This window comes from Pseudomaricurvus hydrocarbonicus (assembly GCF_011602365.1).
Classification (GTDB): Bacteria; Pseudomonadota; Gammaproteobacteria; order Pseudomonadales; family Cellvibrionaceae; genus Pseudomaricurvus; species Pseudomaricurvus hydrocarbonicus.
This window is the reverse complement of sequence record NZ_JAAONZ010000002.1, coordinates 474,095-490,907: the sequence shown is the minus strand read 5'-3', so window position 1 is coordinate 490,907 and position 16,813 is coordinate 474,095. Positions and strand designations below refer to the sequence as shown.

The 16,813-nt window shown below is 53.7% G+C and carries 17 protein-coding genes and 4 tRNA genes; 15 read left to right on the top strand and 6 right to left on the bottom strand.

Going from position 1 to position 16,813, the window contains the following annotated elements:
* Positions 1 to 97: 97 nt before the first annotated feature.
* Positions 98 to 790, bottom strand: a complete 693-nt coding sequence (locus tag G8770_RS04490) for a hypothetical protein (RefSeq protein WP_167182211.1) — start codon at positions 788 to 790, stop codon at positions 98 to 100.
* 199 nt (positions 791 to 989) lie between these two features.
* Between G8770_RS04490 and G8770_RS04485 the strand changes: the two genes are divergently transcribed.
* The 4 genes from G8770_RS04485 to G8770_RS24500 are packed head-to-tail and all read left to right on the top strand — an operon-like array spanning position 990 to position 4,310.
* Positions 990 to 1,511 (top strand): gamma-glutamylcyclotransferase family protein, encoded by a 522-nt coding sequence (locus G8770_RS04485; RefSeq protein ID WP_208022042.1) that lies wholly within the window; start codon positions 990 to 992, stop codon positions 1,509 to 1,511.
* Positions 1,508 to 2,074, top strand: a complete 567-nt coding sequence (locus G8770_RS04480; RefSeq protein WP_167182208.1) for an elongation factor P hydroxylase — start codon at positions 1,508 to 1,510, stop codon at positions 2,072 to 2,074. The genes G8770_RS04485 and G8770_RS04480 overlap by 4 nt, the downstream gene beginning before the upstream one ends.
* Complete coding sequence (locus tag G8770_RS04475) at positions 2,071 to 3,078, top strand: 5'-3' exonuclease H3TH domain-containing protein (RefSeq protein ID WP_208022041.1); 1,008 nt, start codon at positions 2,071 to 2,073, stop codon at positions 3,076 to 3,078. The genes G8770_RS04480 and G8770_RS04475 overlap by 4 nt, the downstream gene beginning before the upstream one ends.
* Positions 3,075 to 4,310, top strand: a complete 1,236-nt coding sequence (locus tag G8770_RS24500; RefSeq protein ID WP_167182205.1) for a DUF3410 domain-containing protein — start codon at positions 3,075 to 3,077, stop codon at positions 4,308 to 4,310. The genes G8770_RS04475 and G8770_RS24500 overlap by 4 nt, the downstream gene beginning before the upstream one ends.
* A gap of 13 nt (positions 4,311 to 4,323) precedes the next feature.
* Here G8770_RS24500 and G8770_RS04465 read toward each other — a convergent pair whose 3' ends face one another.
* Positions 4,324 to 4,575, bottom strand: coding sequence for a PA1571 family protein (locus G8770_RS04465; protein WP_167182202.1), 252 nt, complete (start codon positions 4,573 to 4,575; stop codon positions 4,324 to 4,326).
* 489 nt (positions 4,576 to 5,064) lie between these two features.
* On the opposite strand from G8770_RS04465, the gene G8770_RS04460 reads away from it, so the two are divergent.
* The gene (locus G8770_RS04460) at positions 5,065 to 6,315 is read left to right on the top strand and encodes an ATP-NAD kinase family protein (RefSeq protein WP_167182199.1); all 1,251 of its coding nucleotides are present in this window, start codon (positions 5,065 to 5,067) and stop codon (positions 6,313 to 6,315) included.
* Between the two features lie 3 nt (positions 6,316 to 6,318).
* Positions 6,319 to 7,302 carry a class I SAM-dependent methyltransferase gene (locus G8770_RS04455; RefSeq protein ID WP_208022040.1) on the top strand — a complete coding sequence of 328 codons (984 nt, stop codon included), beginning with the start codon at positions 6,319 to 6,321 and terminating at the stop codon, positions 7,300 to 7,302.
* A 27-nt stretch (positions 7,303 to 7,329) separates the two neighbouring features.
* Here G8770_RS04455 and G8770_RS04450 read toward each other — a convergent pair whose 3' ends face one another.
* Complete coding sequence (locus G8770_RS04450; protein ID WP_167182196.1) at positions 7,330 to 7,779, bottom strand: hypothetical protein; 450 nt, start codon at positions 7,777 to 7,779, stop codon at positions 7,330 to 7,332.
* Positions 7,780 to 7,926: 147 nt separating this feature from the next.
* Positions 7,927 to 9,141 (bottom strand): pyridoxal phosphate-dependent aminotransferase, encoded by a 1,215-nt coding sequence (locus G8770_RS04445; protein ID WP_167182193.1) that lies wholly within the window; start codon positions 9,139 to 9,141, stop codon positions 7,927 to 7,929.
* A 305-nt stretch (positions 9,142 to 9,446) separates the two neighbouring features.
* Here G8770_RS04445 and msrB point away from each other — a divergent pair, with 305 nt between their 5' ends.
* From msrB to G8770_RS04415, 6 genes are all read left to right on the top strand, one after another.
* On the top strand, positions 9,447 to 9,896 hold the full coding sequence (gene msrB, locus G8770_RS04440; protein ID WP_167182190.1) for a peptide-methionine (R)-S-oxide reductase MsrB: 450 nt from the start codon (positions 9,447 to 9,449) through the stop codon (positions 9,894 to 9,896).
* Positions 9,893 to 10,567, top strand: coding sequence for a DNA-3-methyladenine glycosylase I (locus G8770_RS04435; protein WP_167182187.1), 675 nt, complete (start codon positions 9,893 to 9,895; stop codon positions 10,565 to 10,567). Before msrB ends, G8770_RS04435 begins: the two co-directional genes overlap by 4 nt.
* Positions 10,568 to 10,946: 379 nt before the next feature.
* Positions 10,947 to 11,022 (top strand) — tRNA-Glu (locus G8770_RS04430).
* A gap of 2 nt (positions 11,023 to 11,024) precedes the next feature.
* Positions 11,025 to 11,100, top strand: a tRNA-Gly gene (locus G8770_RS04425).
* 76 nt (positions 11,101 to 11,176) lie between these two features.
* A tRNA-Glu gene (locus G8770_RS04420) sits at positions 11,177 to 11,252 on the top strand.
* Positions 11,253 to 11,285: 33 nt separating this feature from the next.
* Positions 11,286 to 11,361, top strand: a tRNA-Gly gene (locus G8770_RS04415).
* Between the two features lie 500 nt (positions 11,362 to 11,861).
* On the opposite strand, the gene G8770_RS23840 is transcribed toward G8770_RS04415, so the two are convergent.
* On the bottom strand, positions 11,862 to 12,251 hold the full coding sequence (locus G8770_RS23840; RefSeq protein ID WP_208022039.1) for a PA2817 family protein: 390 nt from the start codon (positions 12,249 to 12,251) through the stop codon (positions 11,862 to 11,864).
* A 73-nt stretch (positions 12,252 to 12,324) separates the two neighbouring features.
* On the opposite strand from G8770_RS23840, the gene G8770_RS04405 reads away from it, so the two are divergent.
* From G8770_RS04405 to queF, 3 genes are all read left to right on the top strand, one after another.
* Positions 12,325 to 13,278, top strand: coding sequence for an ABC transporter ATP-binding protein (locus G8770_RS04405; RefSeq protein WP_167182184.1), 954 nt, complete (start codon positions 12,325 to 12,327; stop codon positions 13,276 to 13,278).
* Positions 13,275 to 14,048, top strand: coding sequence for an ABC transporter permease (locus G8770_RS04400; RefSeq protein ID WP_167182181.1), 774 nt, complete (start codon positions 13,275 to 13,277; stop codon positions 14,046 to 14,048). The genes G8770_RS04405 and G8770_RS04400 overlap by 4 nt, the downstream gene beginning before the upstream one ends.
* Before the next feature lie 107 nt (positions 14,049 to 14,155).
* Positions 14,156 to 14,992 (top strand): NADPH-dependent 7-cyano-7-deazaguanine reductase QueF, encoded by an 837-nt coding sequence (gene queF, locus G8770_RS04395; RefSeq protein ID WP_167182178.1) that lies wholly within the window; start codon positions 14,156 to 14,158, stop codon positions 14,990 to 14,992.
* 99 nt (positions 14,993 to 15,091) lie between these two features.
* Here the strand turns inward: queF and G8770_RS04390 are convergent, their stop codons facing one another.
* Positions 15,092 to 16,462 carry an adenylate/guanylate cyclase domain-containing protein gene (locus tag G8770_RS04390; RefSeq protein ID WP_208022038.1) on the bottom strand — a complete coding sequence of 457 codons (1,371 nt, stop codon included), beginning with the start codon at positions 16,460 to 16,462 and terminating at the stop codon, positions 15,092 to 15,094.
* Between the last annotated feature and the right edge of the window lie 351 nt (positions 16,463 to 16,813).

Sequence of the window (16,813 nt, the reverse complement as noted above, 5' to 3'; positions counted from 1 at the left end):
AGTGGTATGCTCCCCTTTCCTGGGTGGCGTAAGTGTGACGGCGGTGATGCCGTCGGCCCAAGGTTCTCTTTGGCTGCGTTGCTGCTTGTTCTTACAGCTACTCAACCAGTGTCGAGATGGCCGCGAGGGCTTCCGGGTCTTCCGCTTTCAGTTTGTTGGCGATCTGGTGCTGAAAGAAATAACGAAACTCCTCTCTGCTTTGGGCAGGGTAGAGGCAATCGTCACCGGGAAGAACCGGCGTATTTTCAATTTTTGCAGGATCGGCCAGCATGCCGCAAATGGTACCATCATGATGAAGGCGCCAGCTTACGACCTCAGTTAAGGTGATGCTGTGAAAACCGTTATCCGACAAAACTGCGTGAGTACCAATGGTATCCGGAACCTCTTGCAGCACATCGTTGGGATTTTCGCACTGGAAGTCGTAGTATTCAGCCGCGGTTTCCAGTTCCACCACTTTGTGAATAGGGCTCTCAAAAAAGATCTCATCAATGCCAGGATCGTAGTAGCCTTCCCACTTGCCGTTCAGTGGGTCCTGGATTTCCGTGGCGGCGACGATGTCGTCTAACCAGGGGACAAGACCTACAACTTCACCGTTGGCTCGCAGGGCCCAGCAGAGAATCTTAAGGCTGAATAGTTTGTCGGGGCTTGCTTCGTTGGAGTAAAGCATCTCCAAACCGTCGAGCTCCGGAGAGAGACGAATGATACGAGAGTTAAACAGTTCCGAGTAGGACTGTCCGGTGAAGAAATCGACCACGTTATCCGTGTTGTGGCCAGATACTGAGGTCTTCATAATACCACCTCCATGATAAGCCTCTGGTAAAATTAACTCTTGAGCCTAATGCTGCACAGCCAAAGAGTGGATCGTTGAGGCAGGTGTATTGGCATACACCTTCACTACATAAGGTATATGCAGTTTTTCAAAAGCACAATACTTTGAAGTGAATTTATTTTGTGTTTTTATAATCTTTATCCATAACGGGGGCAATAACTTGTCTGAGTATTACTTTGCCTATGGCTCTAATATGAACGCCGAACGCATGCTGGATCGAGGCCTGCGCTTTCATAGAGCATTGTCCGGTAATTTGCACGGTTTAGGGTTGGCTTTTAATAAGCGGGCCGCAGATGCACCGCACCGGGCTTACGCCAATGTGGTGCATGCGACGGGAAGTCGTGTTGAGGGGGTTTTGTATCAGCTCTGTGATGAGGCGGAAATCGCCAAAATGGACCCTTTTGAGGGGGCGCCTCGCTTGTACAGTCGCGATATCTACGAAGTGGAAACCGCAGAGGGCGTCATCGCTGCCTGGGTGTATATCGCCAACCGGGCCATGATCACGGAAGGCTTGAGGCCGGAGCGTTGGTATCTGGAGCATCTGCTGGCAGCAAAACCATACCTTTCACAAGGGTATTATGAGCGCTTGTTGCTGACACCGTGCCTGGATGACCTGGTCGAGTCTGTCTCCGGCCTTCAGGCCGCCGGTGGCATTGTTGAAGAGAAGGTGGCAGGGGCATGAGTGCTTTCGAAAAAGCACCAGCCCACTGCACCTTACAGCATCTGGATATTGAAGCTGTATTCCATCAGGTGTTTGAAAGCTCGTTCCGAACGCGTTTGGTCGGAGGTGGAGATGAACCCATTTACCGCCCGACAGAAGATCCGCTTGGTTATCACGAGATTGTGTATACCCGCGACTATGCCGCCAGTGCGTTGCATGAAATCGCTCATTGGTGTGTGGCTGGCCCCGAGCGAAGGCAATTGGAGGATTACGGTTACTGGTACGCACCGGATGGTCGCAGCGCCGATCAGCAGGCGTTGTTTGAACGGCTGGAGGTAAAGCCGCAGGCGTTTGAATGGATTTTTTCGATGGCGGCCGGCCGAAAGTTTCGTGTGAGCGCGGATAATTTGGAAGCGGCGTTAGGGGCCAGTGATGGTTTTAAGGATGCTGTTCACCTGCAAGTACTGGATTACTGCCGCCTTGGCCTGCCGCCGCGAGCGGATTTGTTTGCGCAAGCGCTGGCCAACAAAACGGGGTTGTGCAATCCGTTGAACCCGGCCTATTTTTGTCGTGATGCATTGTGACCAGCCCCGATCCTCGAGCTGGGACAGGCTCTGATATTGACGCATCTGCGCCGCCGGTGTGCCTGTTGGACGCCTCGATTTATATCTTCCGTTATTATTTTTCGCTGCCGGATAACTGGTTTTCTGAAGACGATTATCCAACCGCTGCGGTGTATGGCTATACCGCGTTTTTATTGAATTTCTTACGTCAGCAAAGGCCGCAAAAAATGGCGGCCTGCTTTGATGAAAGCCTGGGCAGCTGTTTTCGAAACACACTTTATCCGGATTATAAATGCAGTCGTGCCCTGCCGGATGACGCCCTGGCTTTTCAGCTGCAGGCCTGTCAGGAGATTACCGGGATTCTTGGTATCGCCTGTTTTGCCAGTGAAACTTACGAGGCCGACGATCTGCTCGGAACCCTCATGATGAACCTGCACTCGCAGGGGGAAGAGCAGGGCATTGCTGTGCTCACTCGCGATAAGGATCTGGGCCAGTTATTACTTCGGCCGCAAGACTGCTTATGGGATTACGTCAACGAACATCAGCAAGCGCGATCATTTCGTGACGATATTCACAGGAAGTTCGGGGTCTGGCCGGAGCAGATGGCCGACTACCTCGCGTTGGTAGGCGACAGCTCGGACGACATTCCGGGGGTGCCGGGTATTGGTCAAAAAACTGCCCAGGCCCTGTTGCAGTGGCAGCCTTCCATTGAACGTATTTTTGCGGGCTTGATAGACCTGCCCGGCTTGCCGATTCGCGGTGCCCGATCACTTCCGGATAAGTTGGCATTGCACTCTGAGCAAATGGTGTTGTCTCGCTGTCTGGCCGATATTGTCACGGACATTGATTTGGTCGCAGAAGGTTACGCAGACGTTACACTGGGTTTGGATATAAGTGCAGTGGAGCGGGAGCGCTTTGCTTCCTTTTGCCAGAAAATGGGTTTTGGGCAGGGGTTAATGCAGCGCTTTGATCAAATGCAGTTGGCCTATGGCGCTGACGCAAAACAAGAGCAGGAGTTGGTGTGACGCAATTAACGATTGTGGCAGATGAAAATATTCCCTTTGTGTCCGAGTTTTTTCAGACACTCGGTGAGGTGAAAACCTATCCCGGCAGAACCCTGACGGCGGCGCAGGTGCAGTCGGCCGATGTGTTGCTGGTGCGATCGGTGACGCCAGTCAACGAATCGTTGCTGGCAGGCAGTCGGGTTAAGTTTGTCGGCACCTGCACCATTGGTATTGATCACCTTGATGTGGAGTACCTGTCCCGCTGTGGCATTACTTATCACAGTGCCCCTGGCTGCAATGCCAACTCCGTGGTCGAGTATATATTCAGCGTGCTGGCAACGCTCAAACCCAATTGGCTGCAGGCGTCGTTCGGCATTATTGGGTGTGGCAATGTTGGTGGGCATTTGTACCGTCGGTTATCGGCCTTGGGCCTTGCGGTGGATTGTTATGATCCTTTTTTGTCGGAGGTGGATAATCCGGACTTGTGTGAGCTGGAGAGGGTCCTGCAAGCGGACGTGGTGTGTCTGCACACCCCGTACACCCGCAGTGGTGCTCATCCCACCCACCATCTTCTGGGTGAGGCGCAATTGCAACAGCTCAAGCCCGGTTGTTTGTTGATAAACGCTGGCCGCGGCCCGGCGATTGATAACCAGGCTTTAAAGCGGGTGTTATCGGTGCGTCAGGATGTGACGGTTGCGCTGGACGTGTGGGAGCCGGAGCCAAATCTGGATGTGGGGTTGATGCCGCTGGTGGCGTTGGCCAGCCCTCATATTGCGGGCTACAGCTATGATGGCAAGGTGGAAGGGACCGCGATGATATACCGCGCACTCTGCCGGTATTTAAAGTGTGCGCAGGCAGCTACCACAGAGGCGTTGCTGGCGGGAGATGAAAGCGGTGCTCAGCGTCTGTCATGGGGCAGCAGGGAGCCCGAGGCGGCGGCTAAAGGTGCCGCGACAACAGCGGATGATGGCAGCGTGCAGGATTGGCTGAATCGGGCTATTTTGACCGCTTATGACGTCGGTGCTGATGATGCTCGTATGCGCGCTCAGTTGTTGACAGAGTCCAGCTTGGCCTCTGAGGCCGCTTTTGCCAGGGAGTTCGATGTGTTGCGTAAAAATTACCCCAAGCGCCGCGAGTTTCCCTGTTTTCAGGTGGGGGCTATGCCGGAGGGATTGGCAGAGGATAAAAAAAAGCCGCTCAACAAGCTGTTGGCGACTTTAGGATTTACCCTAGCAATACGAGAGGAGAGTTGAGATTTATCGGTGATCAGATGTCAGAATCTGCAGAATCAACCAATTCGCGCAGCTGCATCAACACATCATCAACCATTGCTGCAGTGATCGGAATTTCGACGCCGTCCTCGTTAACAATTGCTGCACCATGAAAATCAATGTCCCGGGCAGAGCTGTTATGGGAAGTGGCGTTTGAGAGTTGGCCTGCCATTTTGATACCTGTGTCGTCGATGGAAGTACTATAAAGATTTGTCGTGACAGATTTGTGACGCAATCCTGTGCTCAAATCTGCCCGGCTCCATTTCATTATAGACTTCAATTTAGGCCTTAAACTGTGATTTGTATCGGCTTGCTAGAAGGAAATTGAATAAGCATTTCAGTACTATAACGAATGATTTGAGTGGCTCATGGTGGTGCATTGCGGGCTTTGAAGTGGGTCGCAGCCAATGAGTTTGGTTCTCAAGTCGCCATTCAGGCCCGCGAGCGATGTCTTGTTTTAGTGCGTGCCTGGGTAGTGGGGGTGTAAAGTGGCCATCCTGGTGTCAGGCTTCGGCGTAATCCCTGTGTTCAATTTCTCGCCGGTGCTGGCCGTGTCGCCTCAACCTCGAGGCGGCCTGCTTAACCAAGTTTGCGGGCGTAAGTTACCGTGAAATTTTGATAGAATCCCGCCTTTCCCGGATGGGGGTTATCCCGTCAGGGGTAACCGGCCTTCCCCCCTTATCTTCGCCGGACCGGGAGGCAACGTTAAAGATTATCTTATGGTTAGGATTACTTTATGGGCATGAACCGGTTGACGCTGGGCTTAATTGTGAACCCCTGGGCGGGTATCGGTGGCCCGGTCGGCCTGAAAGGCAGCGATGATCGGGAGCTGGTTGCCCAGGCTTTGCAGGAAGGTGCTGAGCGACGGGCAGCGGGGCGGGCGCAGCGCTGTCTGTCCCGACTGCGGGGCAAATTGGCAGAGAGAGCGGCGTCAAACGACTCGCAATTGCTCACGGTAATGACTTGCAGCGGCGGGATGGGGGAGTTGGAGGCTGCCGCGGCGGGGTTTGCCCCGCAGGTGGTGTTTGACGGCCCGGCGGAGGACAGCAGCGCAGAAGATACCTGCCAGGCAGCGCGTAAGTTGCAGCAAGCCGGTGTTGATTTGTTGTTGTTTGTCGGTGGTGATGGCACGGCCCGGGATGTTTGCCGTGCCGTGGGGGAGGAGCTGCCGGTGCTGGGCATTCCCTCCGGGGTCAAAATGCATTCCGGAGTGTTTGCCATTTCGCCCGAAGGCGCTGCGGAAGTGGTGCTGGCGATGATGTCGGGTGAACTGGTGGATCTGCGGTTACAGGAGGTTCGCGATATCGATGAAGCCGCTTTTCGACAGGGGGTGGTAAAAAGCCAGTACTACGGTGAAATGCAGGTGCCTGAGTGTGGTCATTTCATTCAGAGCACCAAACAGGGCGGCCGGGAAGTGGAAGAACTGGTGCTGGATGATATCGCGGCTGATTTAAGAGAGCGGCTGGAAGACGATGTCTATTATCTGATTGGTGCCGGCACCACGCCCAGAGCGCTGATGGACGAATTGGGGCTGCCCAATAGCCTGTTGGGCATCGATGTGGTCTGCAATGAGCAGTTGGTGGCGGCCGATGTGTCTGGTGTGGAGCTGGAAGCGTTGTTGCGTCAGCATCGGGGCCGGGCGGTGATCGTCCTCTCGGTGACCGGTGGTCAGGGCTCCCTGATCGGGCGTGGCAATCAGCAGTTGACACCCTGGGTGTTACATCGCGTTGGCCGGGACAATGTCTGGGTGCTGGCGACCAAGAGTAAAATCAAGGCCCTGCAGGGGCGGCCTTTGTTGATGGACAGTAACGACGTAACCCTGGATGCCGCCTGGCAAGGTTACATTCCGGTGACTACCGGCTATCACGACCAGATTCTCTACCCGTTGGGAGTCGATTTCGAGGCAGACACGGATGCCGCTCACACACCTATTGATATTAATGCGGTTGGGTCTGATACGGCCGGACCTGATGCCCTGGAGCCATAAATCTTGAATTCCTCATTCGCTCACGCCGCCTACGCTACCTTGCCGGCACAACAGGTCGACGCAAAGCTTCGCGGGGTGCGGCCAATCAGTGATTTGTTGCAGGAGGCTTCCCACCAGGCTGTTGATTCACGCCGCCTGTTTCATGGGCGTGGCTGTCTCTATCCCGGTTACGAGCAGGTGACCGTCGATCTGTTTGCCCCGGTGTTGTGGGTGACGTTTTTCAAAGCACCCGAAGACGCTGACTTTGAGGCGCGTGTGATCCGCGAGCTCGCCGAGATTGCGGAAGTGCATGCTTTGGCTGCCCTGTTGGTGCAGCGTCGTTATTTGCCGGACGCGCCGGCGGAATGTGTCTGGGGTGAGTTGCCCAACACTGTGTGGGCTTGCCGGGGCCAGGCAAAATTCACAATTCAGTTGGGCGGCCGGCAAAATACCGGTTTCTTTCTGGATATGGAGCCCGGACGTGGCTGGCTTGAACAGCGCGCTGAAGGCAAGCGGGTATTGAATCTGTTCTCCTACACCTGTGCGTTTTCAGTGGTCGCCCAGATGGCGGGTGCGGTGTCGGTGGTGAATGTGGACATGAGTCGCGGCGCCTTGAACCAGGGGCGTGAAAACCACCGCCTCAATCATTTGCCAACGGACTCGATTCGTTTTTTACAGGAAAATATTCTCAAATCCTGGGGGCGTATTCGTCGCCCCGGTCCCTATGACATCGCCATCATTGATCCGCCCAGTTTCCAGCGCGGCAGTTTTGTGGCGGCGCAGGATTACCGCAAGCTGGTGCGGCGCTTGCCGGAGTTTATGGCGGCGGGCGGCGATGTGCTGCTGTGCCTGAATGCTCCCGAGTTGGGAGAGGACTTTTTGCAGGCGCTGGTCAGCGAAGAGTGTCCGGACTGTTATTTTGTGGAGCGCCTGACGCCCTCACCGGATTTTCCCGACAAAGACCCCAATCAACAACTAAAGCTCATGCACTTTCGTTATCAGCCTTGAGGCATGCTTTTTACTCGCGACTCGCCGTCAGTGATGTTTGGCTTCGAGCATGATGTTGTGCATGACCTGTCGAATCTGGTGTGAAGCACCGGAGCGCAGGGCTTCCCGCAACTGGTGGATGTTGGTCTGTTGATTTTCAAACACCGACAGTGGCAGTTCGGGATTGCCTTCGGAGGCGGATTCGACAAAGCCAGCCCTGGCGGACAGGAGGGTAAAGGCTTTGTGGGTCAGAATCACCTGATCCAGCCCTTCCTGACGGATGGTTGCGTCATAGGTAATATAACCTGAGTCCGACAGCCAGAGGGCGGCGCCGAAGCAGGACTGATGTCTTTGGCTGTGCAGTCCGTATTCGTCCGGGGTGTCCGGGCCGCTGATATCTTCGACTAACAGCAGAAATTTACGCGGAAAAGAGCGGTACAGTTGCACCAGTATTTTGCCGGCATCCTTGTAAAAGTCATCAATATGAATATCGCTCACACTCGGGCTCTTGGGTTATGCAGTGGTTGTTTGCGCTGGAGTTGAGGGCGAGTCTGCGTTCGCCCAATGCCTGCGTTGCCTCTTGGGCCACACTCCACAGAAGTTTGGTCGGTGGGGGTGCGGCCAGCTGCTCGATTGCCTGAGGGTTTATTGAGAGTAGCGCTCAATAAAGGTCGCAAAACGACTGATGGCGGTGTCAATTTCATCGGCACGGGGCAGGAACACGATGCGGAAGTGGTCCGGACGTTTCCAGTTAAAAGCGGTGCCCTCAACCAGCAGAATTTTTTCCTGAATCAAAAAGTCCTGCACCAGCAATTGATCGTTGTGGATGCGATGCACATCAAGGTCGATTTTGGGAAACAGGTACATGGCGCCTTTCGGTTTTACACAGCTGACACCGGGAATGTCGTTGATTTTACTCCAGGCCATTTCCCGCTGTTCGTACAGTCGGCCGCCGGGGCGAATCAATTCGTTAATGCTCTGGTAGCCGCCCAGTGCCGTTTGGATGGCGAACATGGCGGGCACGTTGGCGCACAAGCGCATCGACGACAGCATCTCCAGGCCCTCGATAAACCCCTTGGCCCGATGCTTGGCGCCGCTGATGATCATCCAGCCAGAGCGAAAACCCGCCAGGCGATAGGTCTTGGACAAGCCGTTAAAACTGACGCACAGTACATCCTGAGCCAGCCGACCCATGGGGACAAATTCGGTGTCGTCGTAGAGGATCTTGCTGTAGATCTCATCAGAAAAAATGATCAGGTCATGAACTCGGGCCAGTTCCACGATTTGTTCCAGCAGTTCCTGGCTGTAGACCGCACCGGTGGGGTTGTTGGGGTTGATCACCACAATGCCGCGGGTCTTGTCCGTAATTTTGGATTCGATGTCGTTGATGTCCGGGTACCAGTCGGCAAGCTCATCGCATTCATAGTGTACGGGGGTGCCGCCGGCAAGGTTAACCGCCGCTGTCCACAGGGGGTAGTCCGGAGAGGGAATCAACACCTCGTCGTTGTTGTTCAGCAAGGCCTGCATGGACATGACAATCAGCTCGCTGACGCCGTTGCCCAAAAAGATATCGTTGATTTCAACGTTGGGTACCTGCAGTTGCTGGCACTCTTGCATGATCGCTTTGCGGGCTGAAAACAGGCCGTGGGATTCGCAGTATCCCTGTGCGTTGCGCAAGTTATAGATGACGTCCAGAATGATTTCGTCGGGCGCTTCAAAGCCAAACGGCGCGGGGTTGCCGATGTTCAGCTTTAAGATTTTATGGCCTTCTTCTTCCAGGCGGTGAGCGTGGTCAAGAACCGGTCCACGAATGTCGTAACAAACATCATCCAGTTTGTGGGATTTTTCAATGCTGTGCATTTGCATTACCATCATGTGGTCAACGAAAGTGTACTTAAGACTCAAGTGTGCCTAAGGTAAGCCCTCGGCACGGCCCCTCAGCGTACAGCATCTGAGCTATGGTAAAGACTCCCTGGGCTTTGGTGTACTGCCTGAACTCGTAGGGGCACTACCTGAACGGTGGCTTACGTAAGTGGAGTACTGTTTACCAAAGACGACCCAGGTGCGCAGATTTCAGTCTGTGACTGATGAGTACCGGTGGCGGGCGAAGCACGCAAGATTACTGAGAAAATCGCCTTAAGTCATTAACAATAATGGAAAGAATTATGTCAGATCAGCCTTCAAAAAACGATGACCTCCGTCAAAATGCCATCTGGCGAGAGAAATTAACCCCTGAGCAGTACCACGTCTGCCGCGAGAAGGGTACCGAAAGACCGTTCAGCGGTGAGTACTGGCAAACCACCGCGGAGGGAGAGTACCTGTGTCGCTGCTGTGAAAAGCCTCTGTTTGAATCGGGGACAAAATTTGATGCCGGCTGTGGCTGGCCGAGTTTTTATCAGGCGCAGTCTGAGGAGGCCGTTGCCGAGGTGCGCGACACGTCTCACGGTATGGTTCGCACCGAAGTGGTGTGCAGCAATTGTGGCTGCCACCTCGGCCATGTTTTTCCGGATGGGCCGGCGCCGACGGGTCTGCGTTACTGCATTAATTCCGCATCGGTACTGTTAAGGCCCGAGGTTCAGGCCGAGAGTGATGAAAATGGCGACGATGACGCATGAGGGCGTTCCAATCTTTTTATGAAACCGCAGTGCTGCATAAAGGCAGTGTCGAGGCGGTCGAGTCAAACCTGCCTGAGTTGCGTACCGCGAATGCCCTGCGCAAACTGCCGGATGACCGTTATTTGTCGGAAATCAGCCGGCGCATATTTCGTGCCGGCTTGAAGCACTCTATGGTGGATGCCAAGTGGCCGGCATTTGAAGAGTGCTTTTTTGGCTTTGATCCCTACCGGGTGGCCATGATGTCCGATGAGGAGCTGGAGGCACTGACCCATGAGCCGCGTATCATTCGTCACTTCGGCAAAATCAAAGCCGTTCGGGCCAATGCCACATGGGTGCTGGACGTGGCCAGAGAATATGGCTCGTTTGGCAAGATGATTGCGGACTGGCCGTCGGATCATATTGTCGACCTTTGGGCTTTAATGAAAAAGCAGGGAACCCAGTTGGGAGGCCACTCTGCCGCTCGATTTCTGCGGATGGTGGGCAAAGATGGCTTTCTGTTGACCGATGATGTGGTCAGTGTACTCAAGGCCGAAGGGGTGGTGGATAAAGCGCCGACCAGCAAACGGGATTTGCAGTTGGTCCAGGAGGCCTTCAACACCTGGCAGGCCCAGAGCGGGCGTCCTTTGGCCGAGATCAGTCGTATCCTGTCGTTTACCACCAACAGTCGGTAAAAACATCGCCCAGCCAGTAGGTAAAAAGCATCGTCCAGCAGCTAAATAGCATCGTCGTCACATGCAGTTGGTTTCGTGTCCCGCTCAAACTGTTCGAAGGGGGCAGTCGGTGATGATGAGGGCGGCGTTTTGCTCTTCGGGCCGTAACGTCGGCTTTAATGGCCGCAGACGGCTGTGATCAGGCCACAATGAGCTGTCAAAATGGCCGCGGTTACCTTTTTGGCTTGTCATTGCTGGGCCGGGGGCGGTGTAAGCTAAGTCCTTGTTATGAAAACTGAAAAAAATAACACAAGGATGTTGACAGGTGTGCGCCCTCTACTTAGAATGCGCCCCACTTCTGAAGACGACGCCACATTGGGTTGATGCAAGAAGGTCCAGGGTCCCCATCGTCTAGAGGCCTAGGACACCGCCCTTTCACGGCGGTAACAGGGGTTCGACTCCCCTTGGGGACGCCATTGCGGGAATAGCTCAGTTGGTAGAGCACAACCTTGCCAAGGTTGGGGTCGCGAGTTCGAGTCTCGTTTCCCGCTCCAAATTTGAAGCCGCAGATTTTGTCTGCGGTTTTTCTTTCCTAGGAAAGAAATTATCCGGCTTGCCGGAAAAGTTTCTGTCCCCTTCGTCTAGAGGCCTAGGACACCGCCCTTTCACGGCGGTAACAGGGGTTCGACTCCCCTAGGGGACGCCATCTTCAAGCCGGTCACTGTGTGACCGGTTATATGCGGGAATAGCTCAGTTGGTAGAGCACAACCTTGCCAAGGTTGGGGTCGCGAGTTCGAGTCTCGTTTCCCGCTCCAATTCCAGAAATCTGATGTCAATCAGGCTTCGCGCCCAAAACTGGCTTGTGCTGGTTCGGTGGCGGTCAACGAGACTATGTCTCGTTGCATTCGCGACATCCCTGTCGCTCACCCTTCGGGCAGCCAGGCTGTGTTAATCGGCTTCCTGCCGATCAATCCCGCTCCAATTCCAGAAATCTGATGTCAATCAGGCTTCGCGCCCAAAACTGGCTTGTGCCGGTTCGGTGGTGGTCAACGAGACGATGTCTCGTTGCATTCGCGACATCCCTGTTGCTCACCCTTCGGGCAGCCAGGCTGTGTTAACCGAATTTCTGTCGGTTAATCTCGTTCACACTGTCGGTTAATCCGTTCAAACCCCCAAAATCTGATGCCACTCAGGCTTCGCGCCCAGCGCCGGTTTGACGTCCGGGGTTAAGCCGGTCGTCGTTACTGCTCTCAGGCTCCTGGTTTTGCAGGCAGCCGCCTGATCCTAATGCCGGGGGATTCTTTATCGTCTTGTATCAATGCAAACCTAAAATATGGGCTCTTTGCTTTTCGTAATCGAAATCGGTGTTATCATTCTCCGCTTCAAAACGCATTTCATCCAATCTCTGATATAGCGCGATTTCTTCATCGGGCATGTAGTGCAGACAATCTCCGCCAAACAGCCAGAATAAATCCCGGGGCACTTGAGGGGCCAGAAGCGGATAGGCCGCGACAATGCGGCACAGGGCTTGTTGGCCGGTGTTAATGACGTCTTCATTGAACGAGTGGCAGTTGGCGAGTTGGTTAAGCTGTTGCAGCAGCTGCTGGTCTTCATCGTTGAGATTGTCGGCCGGCAGGGTGTTGGTTGCGGCTTTTTGCAGGCCTTGCAGCAAATTGCGATGAAATTGAGCGTATTGGGTGGTCATGGGATTCCTCATCTTTAATTTTTCCATTTTACCCCAATATGGTGTGGCATTAGTGAATTTCCGGCAGGTATTTATGAGTATTGCATTGTCCATCAAGCAGCTGGTCAAAACATACGACAACGGTTTTCAGGCTCTTAAGGGCGTGGACCTCGATGTTAAAGAAGGCGATTTTTTTGCCTTGCTGGGCCCCAATGGTGCCGGCAAGTCGACCACGATTGGTGTGATCTGTTCGCTGGTGACAAAAAGTGCAGGCAAGGTTTCGGTGTTTGGTTATGACATTGATACCCAGTTTGCCGAAGCGAAAAAGCAAATCGGCATTGTGCCGCAGGAATTTAATTTCTCACAGTTTGAAACAGTGCGAACCATCGTGGTCAATCAAGCGGGCTATTACGGGTTGAAAAAGTCCATTGCCGTGGAGCGCACGGAAAAATACCTCAAGCAGTTAGGGTTGTGGGATAAGCGAGATACCCCGGCGAGGATGCTGTCCGGTGGGATGAAGCGCCGTTTGATGATCGCCCGGGCATTGATCCATGAGCCACGCCTGTTGATTCTCGATGAGCCCACAGCGGGCGTTGATATTGAGTTGCGGCGTTCAATGTGGGACTTCCTGCGAGAGATTAATGCCAAGGGGACTACCATCATCCTGACCACCCACTACCTGGAAGAGGCGGAAAGCCTGTGTCGCAATGTGGCGATTATTGATCGGGGGCAAATCGTGGAGAACACCAGCGTTAAAGCACTGCTGAAAACGTTGAACAAAGAGGTGTTCATTTTCGACACGCGGGAGGCGCTGACGTCGGTGCCGGATGTGCCCGATTACCATTTAATCCTGGCGGAAGAGCACACCCTGGAAGTGGAAGTGGAAAAGGGTCGTTCCTTAAACGAATTGTTTGATGGCCTCAGTCAACAAAACGTTCATGTGGTCAGCATGCGCAATAAAGCCAATCGTTTGGAGGAGTTGTTTGTGTCATTGGTCAAGGGTAGTGCGGATCTGGCTGATGCCCAAGAGCAGGGAGTGGGAGTATGAATCCTCAGGAGCAGTGGATTGCATTGAGTGCCATTATCCGCAAGGAAGTGCACCGTTTTATGCGGATTTGGGTTCAGACCCTGGTGCCGCCAGTGATTACCATGGCGTTGTATTTTGTGATTTTTGGCAGTTTGATCGGTTCCCGCATTGGCGAGATGGGGGGCTTTGATTACATGGCGTTTGTGGTGCCAGGCCTGATCATGATGTCGGTGTTGACCAATTCCTATTCAAACGTTGTGTCTTCGTTTTACAGTGCAAAATTCCAGCGCAATATTGAAGAGCTGTTGGTGTCGCCAACGCCGAATTACATTATTTTGCTGGGCTATGTTCTGGGAGGGGTGTGCCGTGGCCTGGCGGTGGGGTTGATCGTCACGCTGGTGTCTCTCTTTTTCACCGATTTGCACATTTACAGCCTGAGCGTGACCATCGGTATTGTGTTTATGACCTCGGTATTATTCTCATTAATGGGGTTTGTGAATGCGGTTTATGCCAATTCGTTTGATGATATTTCCATCATTCCCACTTTTGTCCTGACGCCATTGACCTATTTGGGCGGGGTTTTCTATTCTATTAGCTTGCTGCCTGAGTTTTGGCAGGGGGTTTCCCAGCTGAACCCGGTGCTGTATATGGTCAACGCATTCCGCTACGGCATTTTGGGTGTTTCAGACATCAACATCACCTTTGCGTTTGCCGGGGTTGGGGTGTTTATTGTGGTGCTGGCGATCTATTGTTTGCACTTGTTGAAAACGGGTAAGCGTTTGCGGGCCTAAGGGATGTTGTTCGAGGTTGTGGCCTGGGTGGGCGGGGTTAAAAACCAGGATTGCACCTTTACAGGGTCTTAAAACCACACATTTTAATATTACAGAGTTGTCGAATTATGGCAGGTTCAGACCATCATCACGGAACCGTTCTGGGTAAAAGCACCGATTATATTTCGGTCTACAGCCCTTCATTGTTGTGCCCGATTCCCCGTCAGCAATCGCGTCGGGAGTTGGGAATTCAGCCGGGATCGTTACCGTTCCGGGGGGTGGACATCTGGACGGCCTACGAGGTCTCCTGGCTGAATAATGACGGCAAGCCTGAGGTGGCGATTGCTGAATTTGAGATCCCGGCGAACAGCCCGGCGATCATTGAGTCGAAATCCTTCAAGTTGTATCTGAACTCCTTCAATCAAACAGCGTTCACCGATGCGTATCATGTGACTCAGACGCTGGAGTCTGACCTGTCTGCGGCGGCTGGTGCGGCGGTTATGGTGCGCCTGCTGTCTTTGCAGCAGTTCGCCAGGCAGGGGGTGGGGCATTTTGCCGGAGAGTGTATCGATCAGGAGCCGGTTAAAATAGATTGCTATTCGCCGAGCCCGGACTTGCTGGGGTTGTCCAACCCCGACAAGATCGTCAGCGAGACGCTATACAGCGACCTGCTCAAGAGTAATTGTCCGGTGACCGGGCAGCCGGACTGGGCCAGTGTGTTTGTACAGTACCGCGGCGCTCAAATTGATCGGGCCGGGTTGTTGAAATACATCATTTCGTTTCGGGAGCATCAGGACTTTCATGAGCACTGTGTTGAGCGCATGTTTCTGGAAATTCAGCAGCGGTGTAATCCCGATGCCCTGACCGTGTATGCCCGTTATACCCGGCGAGGGGGGTTGGATATTAATCCGTATCGAACCAACGGTGCAGAAGTCCCCGCCGATGTGAGATTGGTCAGGCAGTAGTGTTGATCTGGTGGTGGTCTCCGCAAGGCTCCTCATGTAAGGGGCCTTTTTTGTGTGCCGAAGGAGGGGGGCGACCGGGTGAGAATGTCGGCTTGACGCTTACAGGGCTTTTTCTTTGAGGGCTTCGGCGGCTTTTTCGAGCGCCTTAATGGCGCGCTCGCGGTCGTAGTTGCGCACTTTGTCCATGTCCAGATGCATGGAAAAGCCGTCCAGCGTTTGCTCGAAATAGTTCTGGTTTTTGCCGAGGTCTTTGCGCAGCCCGATAACACTGTAAACCTTGATCGGGTGGCTGAAGCCTTTGACGCTGATTTCACCCTTGTCTCTACACATGATGGTGTCGCGGCACAGTGACCAGGTTTCGTGGGTAACAAGAATTTCTTCCGGCGCTGCCGCTGATTCCAGGCGGCTGGCCAGGTTAACGTGAGTGCCCAGAACCGTGTAGTCCAGGTGATGTGAGGTGCCAAAGGTGCCGACCGTGCAGTAACCGGTATTGATGCCCATACGGATTTGCATGGGGCGTTTGATGCCCTGATCCTGCCATTGTTTTTGCAGGGTCTTCATGCGTTTGCGCATGGCCAGAGCCATTGACACACATTGAACGCTGTCGTGCTTGATGCCCTTGCTTTTGTTGTCCCCAAAAATCACCATGATGCCATCGCCCATGAATTTATCGATGGTGCCGCCATAGTGGCTGACGATCAGGGACATTTCTTTCAGGTAGGTGTTGAGGATGTCGGTCAGGGCTTCGGCCTCCATTTCTTCGGAGAGCTGGCTGAAGTCTTTGATGTCTGAGAAAAAGATGGTGAGCCGCTTGCGCTCGGTTTGCAGGGCGCTGTCGCGACCTTCGCTGATGGCGGACCAAACTGGCGGGCTGATGTAGCGCGAAAGCTTGTAGGCGCGCACTTTAAATGTATTCTTTTCTTTGTTTAGCAGGTCAGTTTGTTTGCGCAAGGTGGCTATTTGGCTGTAGGTGTAAAAAGCCGAGGCGCAAAAATACGTCAAAATACCGATCAGGCTGGCCAGACTGATGTTCATCTGGCTGGACAGGATCCATTGGGGCTTGTGAACCAGAAGCCCGACGGCCACTCCGGATGCGAGGGCGAGGTTGTCCAGTGCCCATTTTTTCCCGCCACCGTTGAGCAGGGCGTTAAATTGAATCATGGTGACGAAGAGGATGGACGGCAGCAGACTAAAATTGGACAGCGCCAGAATAAAGCCAATCAACAGGGAATCTGAACAGCCAAGCCACTGGACCAGCTGTGGCAGCCGTTCCGGACCAACTTTTCGGCACGCCTGGTAGGCGAAATAGATATACGCAAGGCTGAAGAGGATAATGCCAGCTCTTAAAACATCCAGGTCGTTGAGGGTGATCTGGGATGCAAGAGTGCCGGACGCCGCAAAGCAAATTAACGCTCTGAAGTAGTATTGGGACTTCACGGAGTCCATTTGTGCGGCCGGATCGTCGGTCATTATGGTCTTTTTGGCCTGCTGGTTGTGTTTCAGGCTGAATCCTTTGATGTCATTAGTACGCGGTAAGGAGCGACAGTTCAGTGACGAGACTCCCAAAAAACGAGTCCTTCAAGATTAAAAAGTTATAATAGAGGATTTCCACTTCGCTCAATGGCGATATTAGGGTTTTTGCGGGGTTTTGTCTAACGCTGTGTTTTACCGGTTACTGGTGAGGCCCTGGGCGTTTCAGCTCAAGGGATTGAGTGAAGCTTGCCATGGGGTTGAAAGAACCTGGTGGCGGGTTGGCAGGCGGGTGGCGGACGAGCGGGCGTGGTGTCGTCAGGGCGGGCAGGCCCGATGGTCATCTGATAG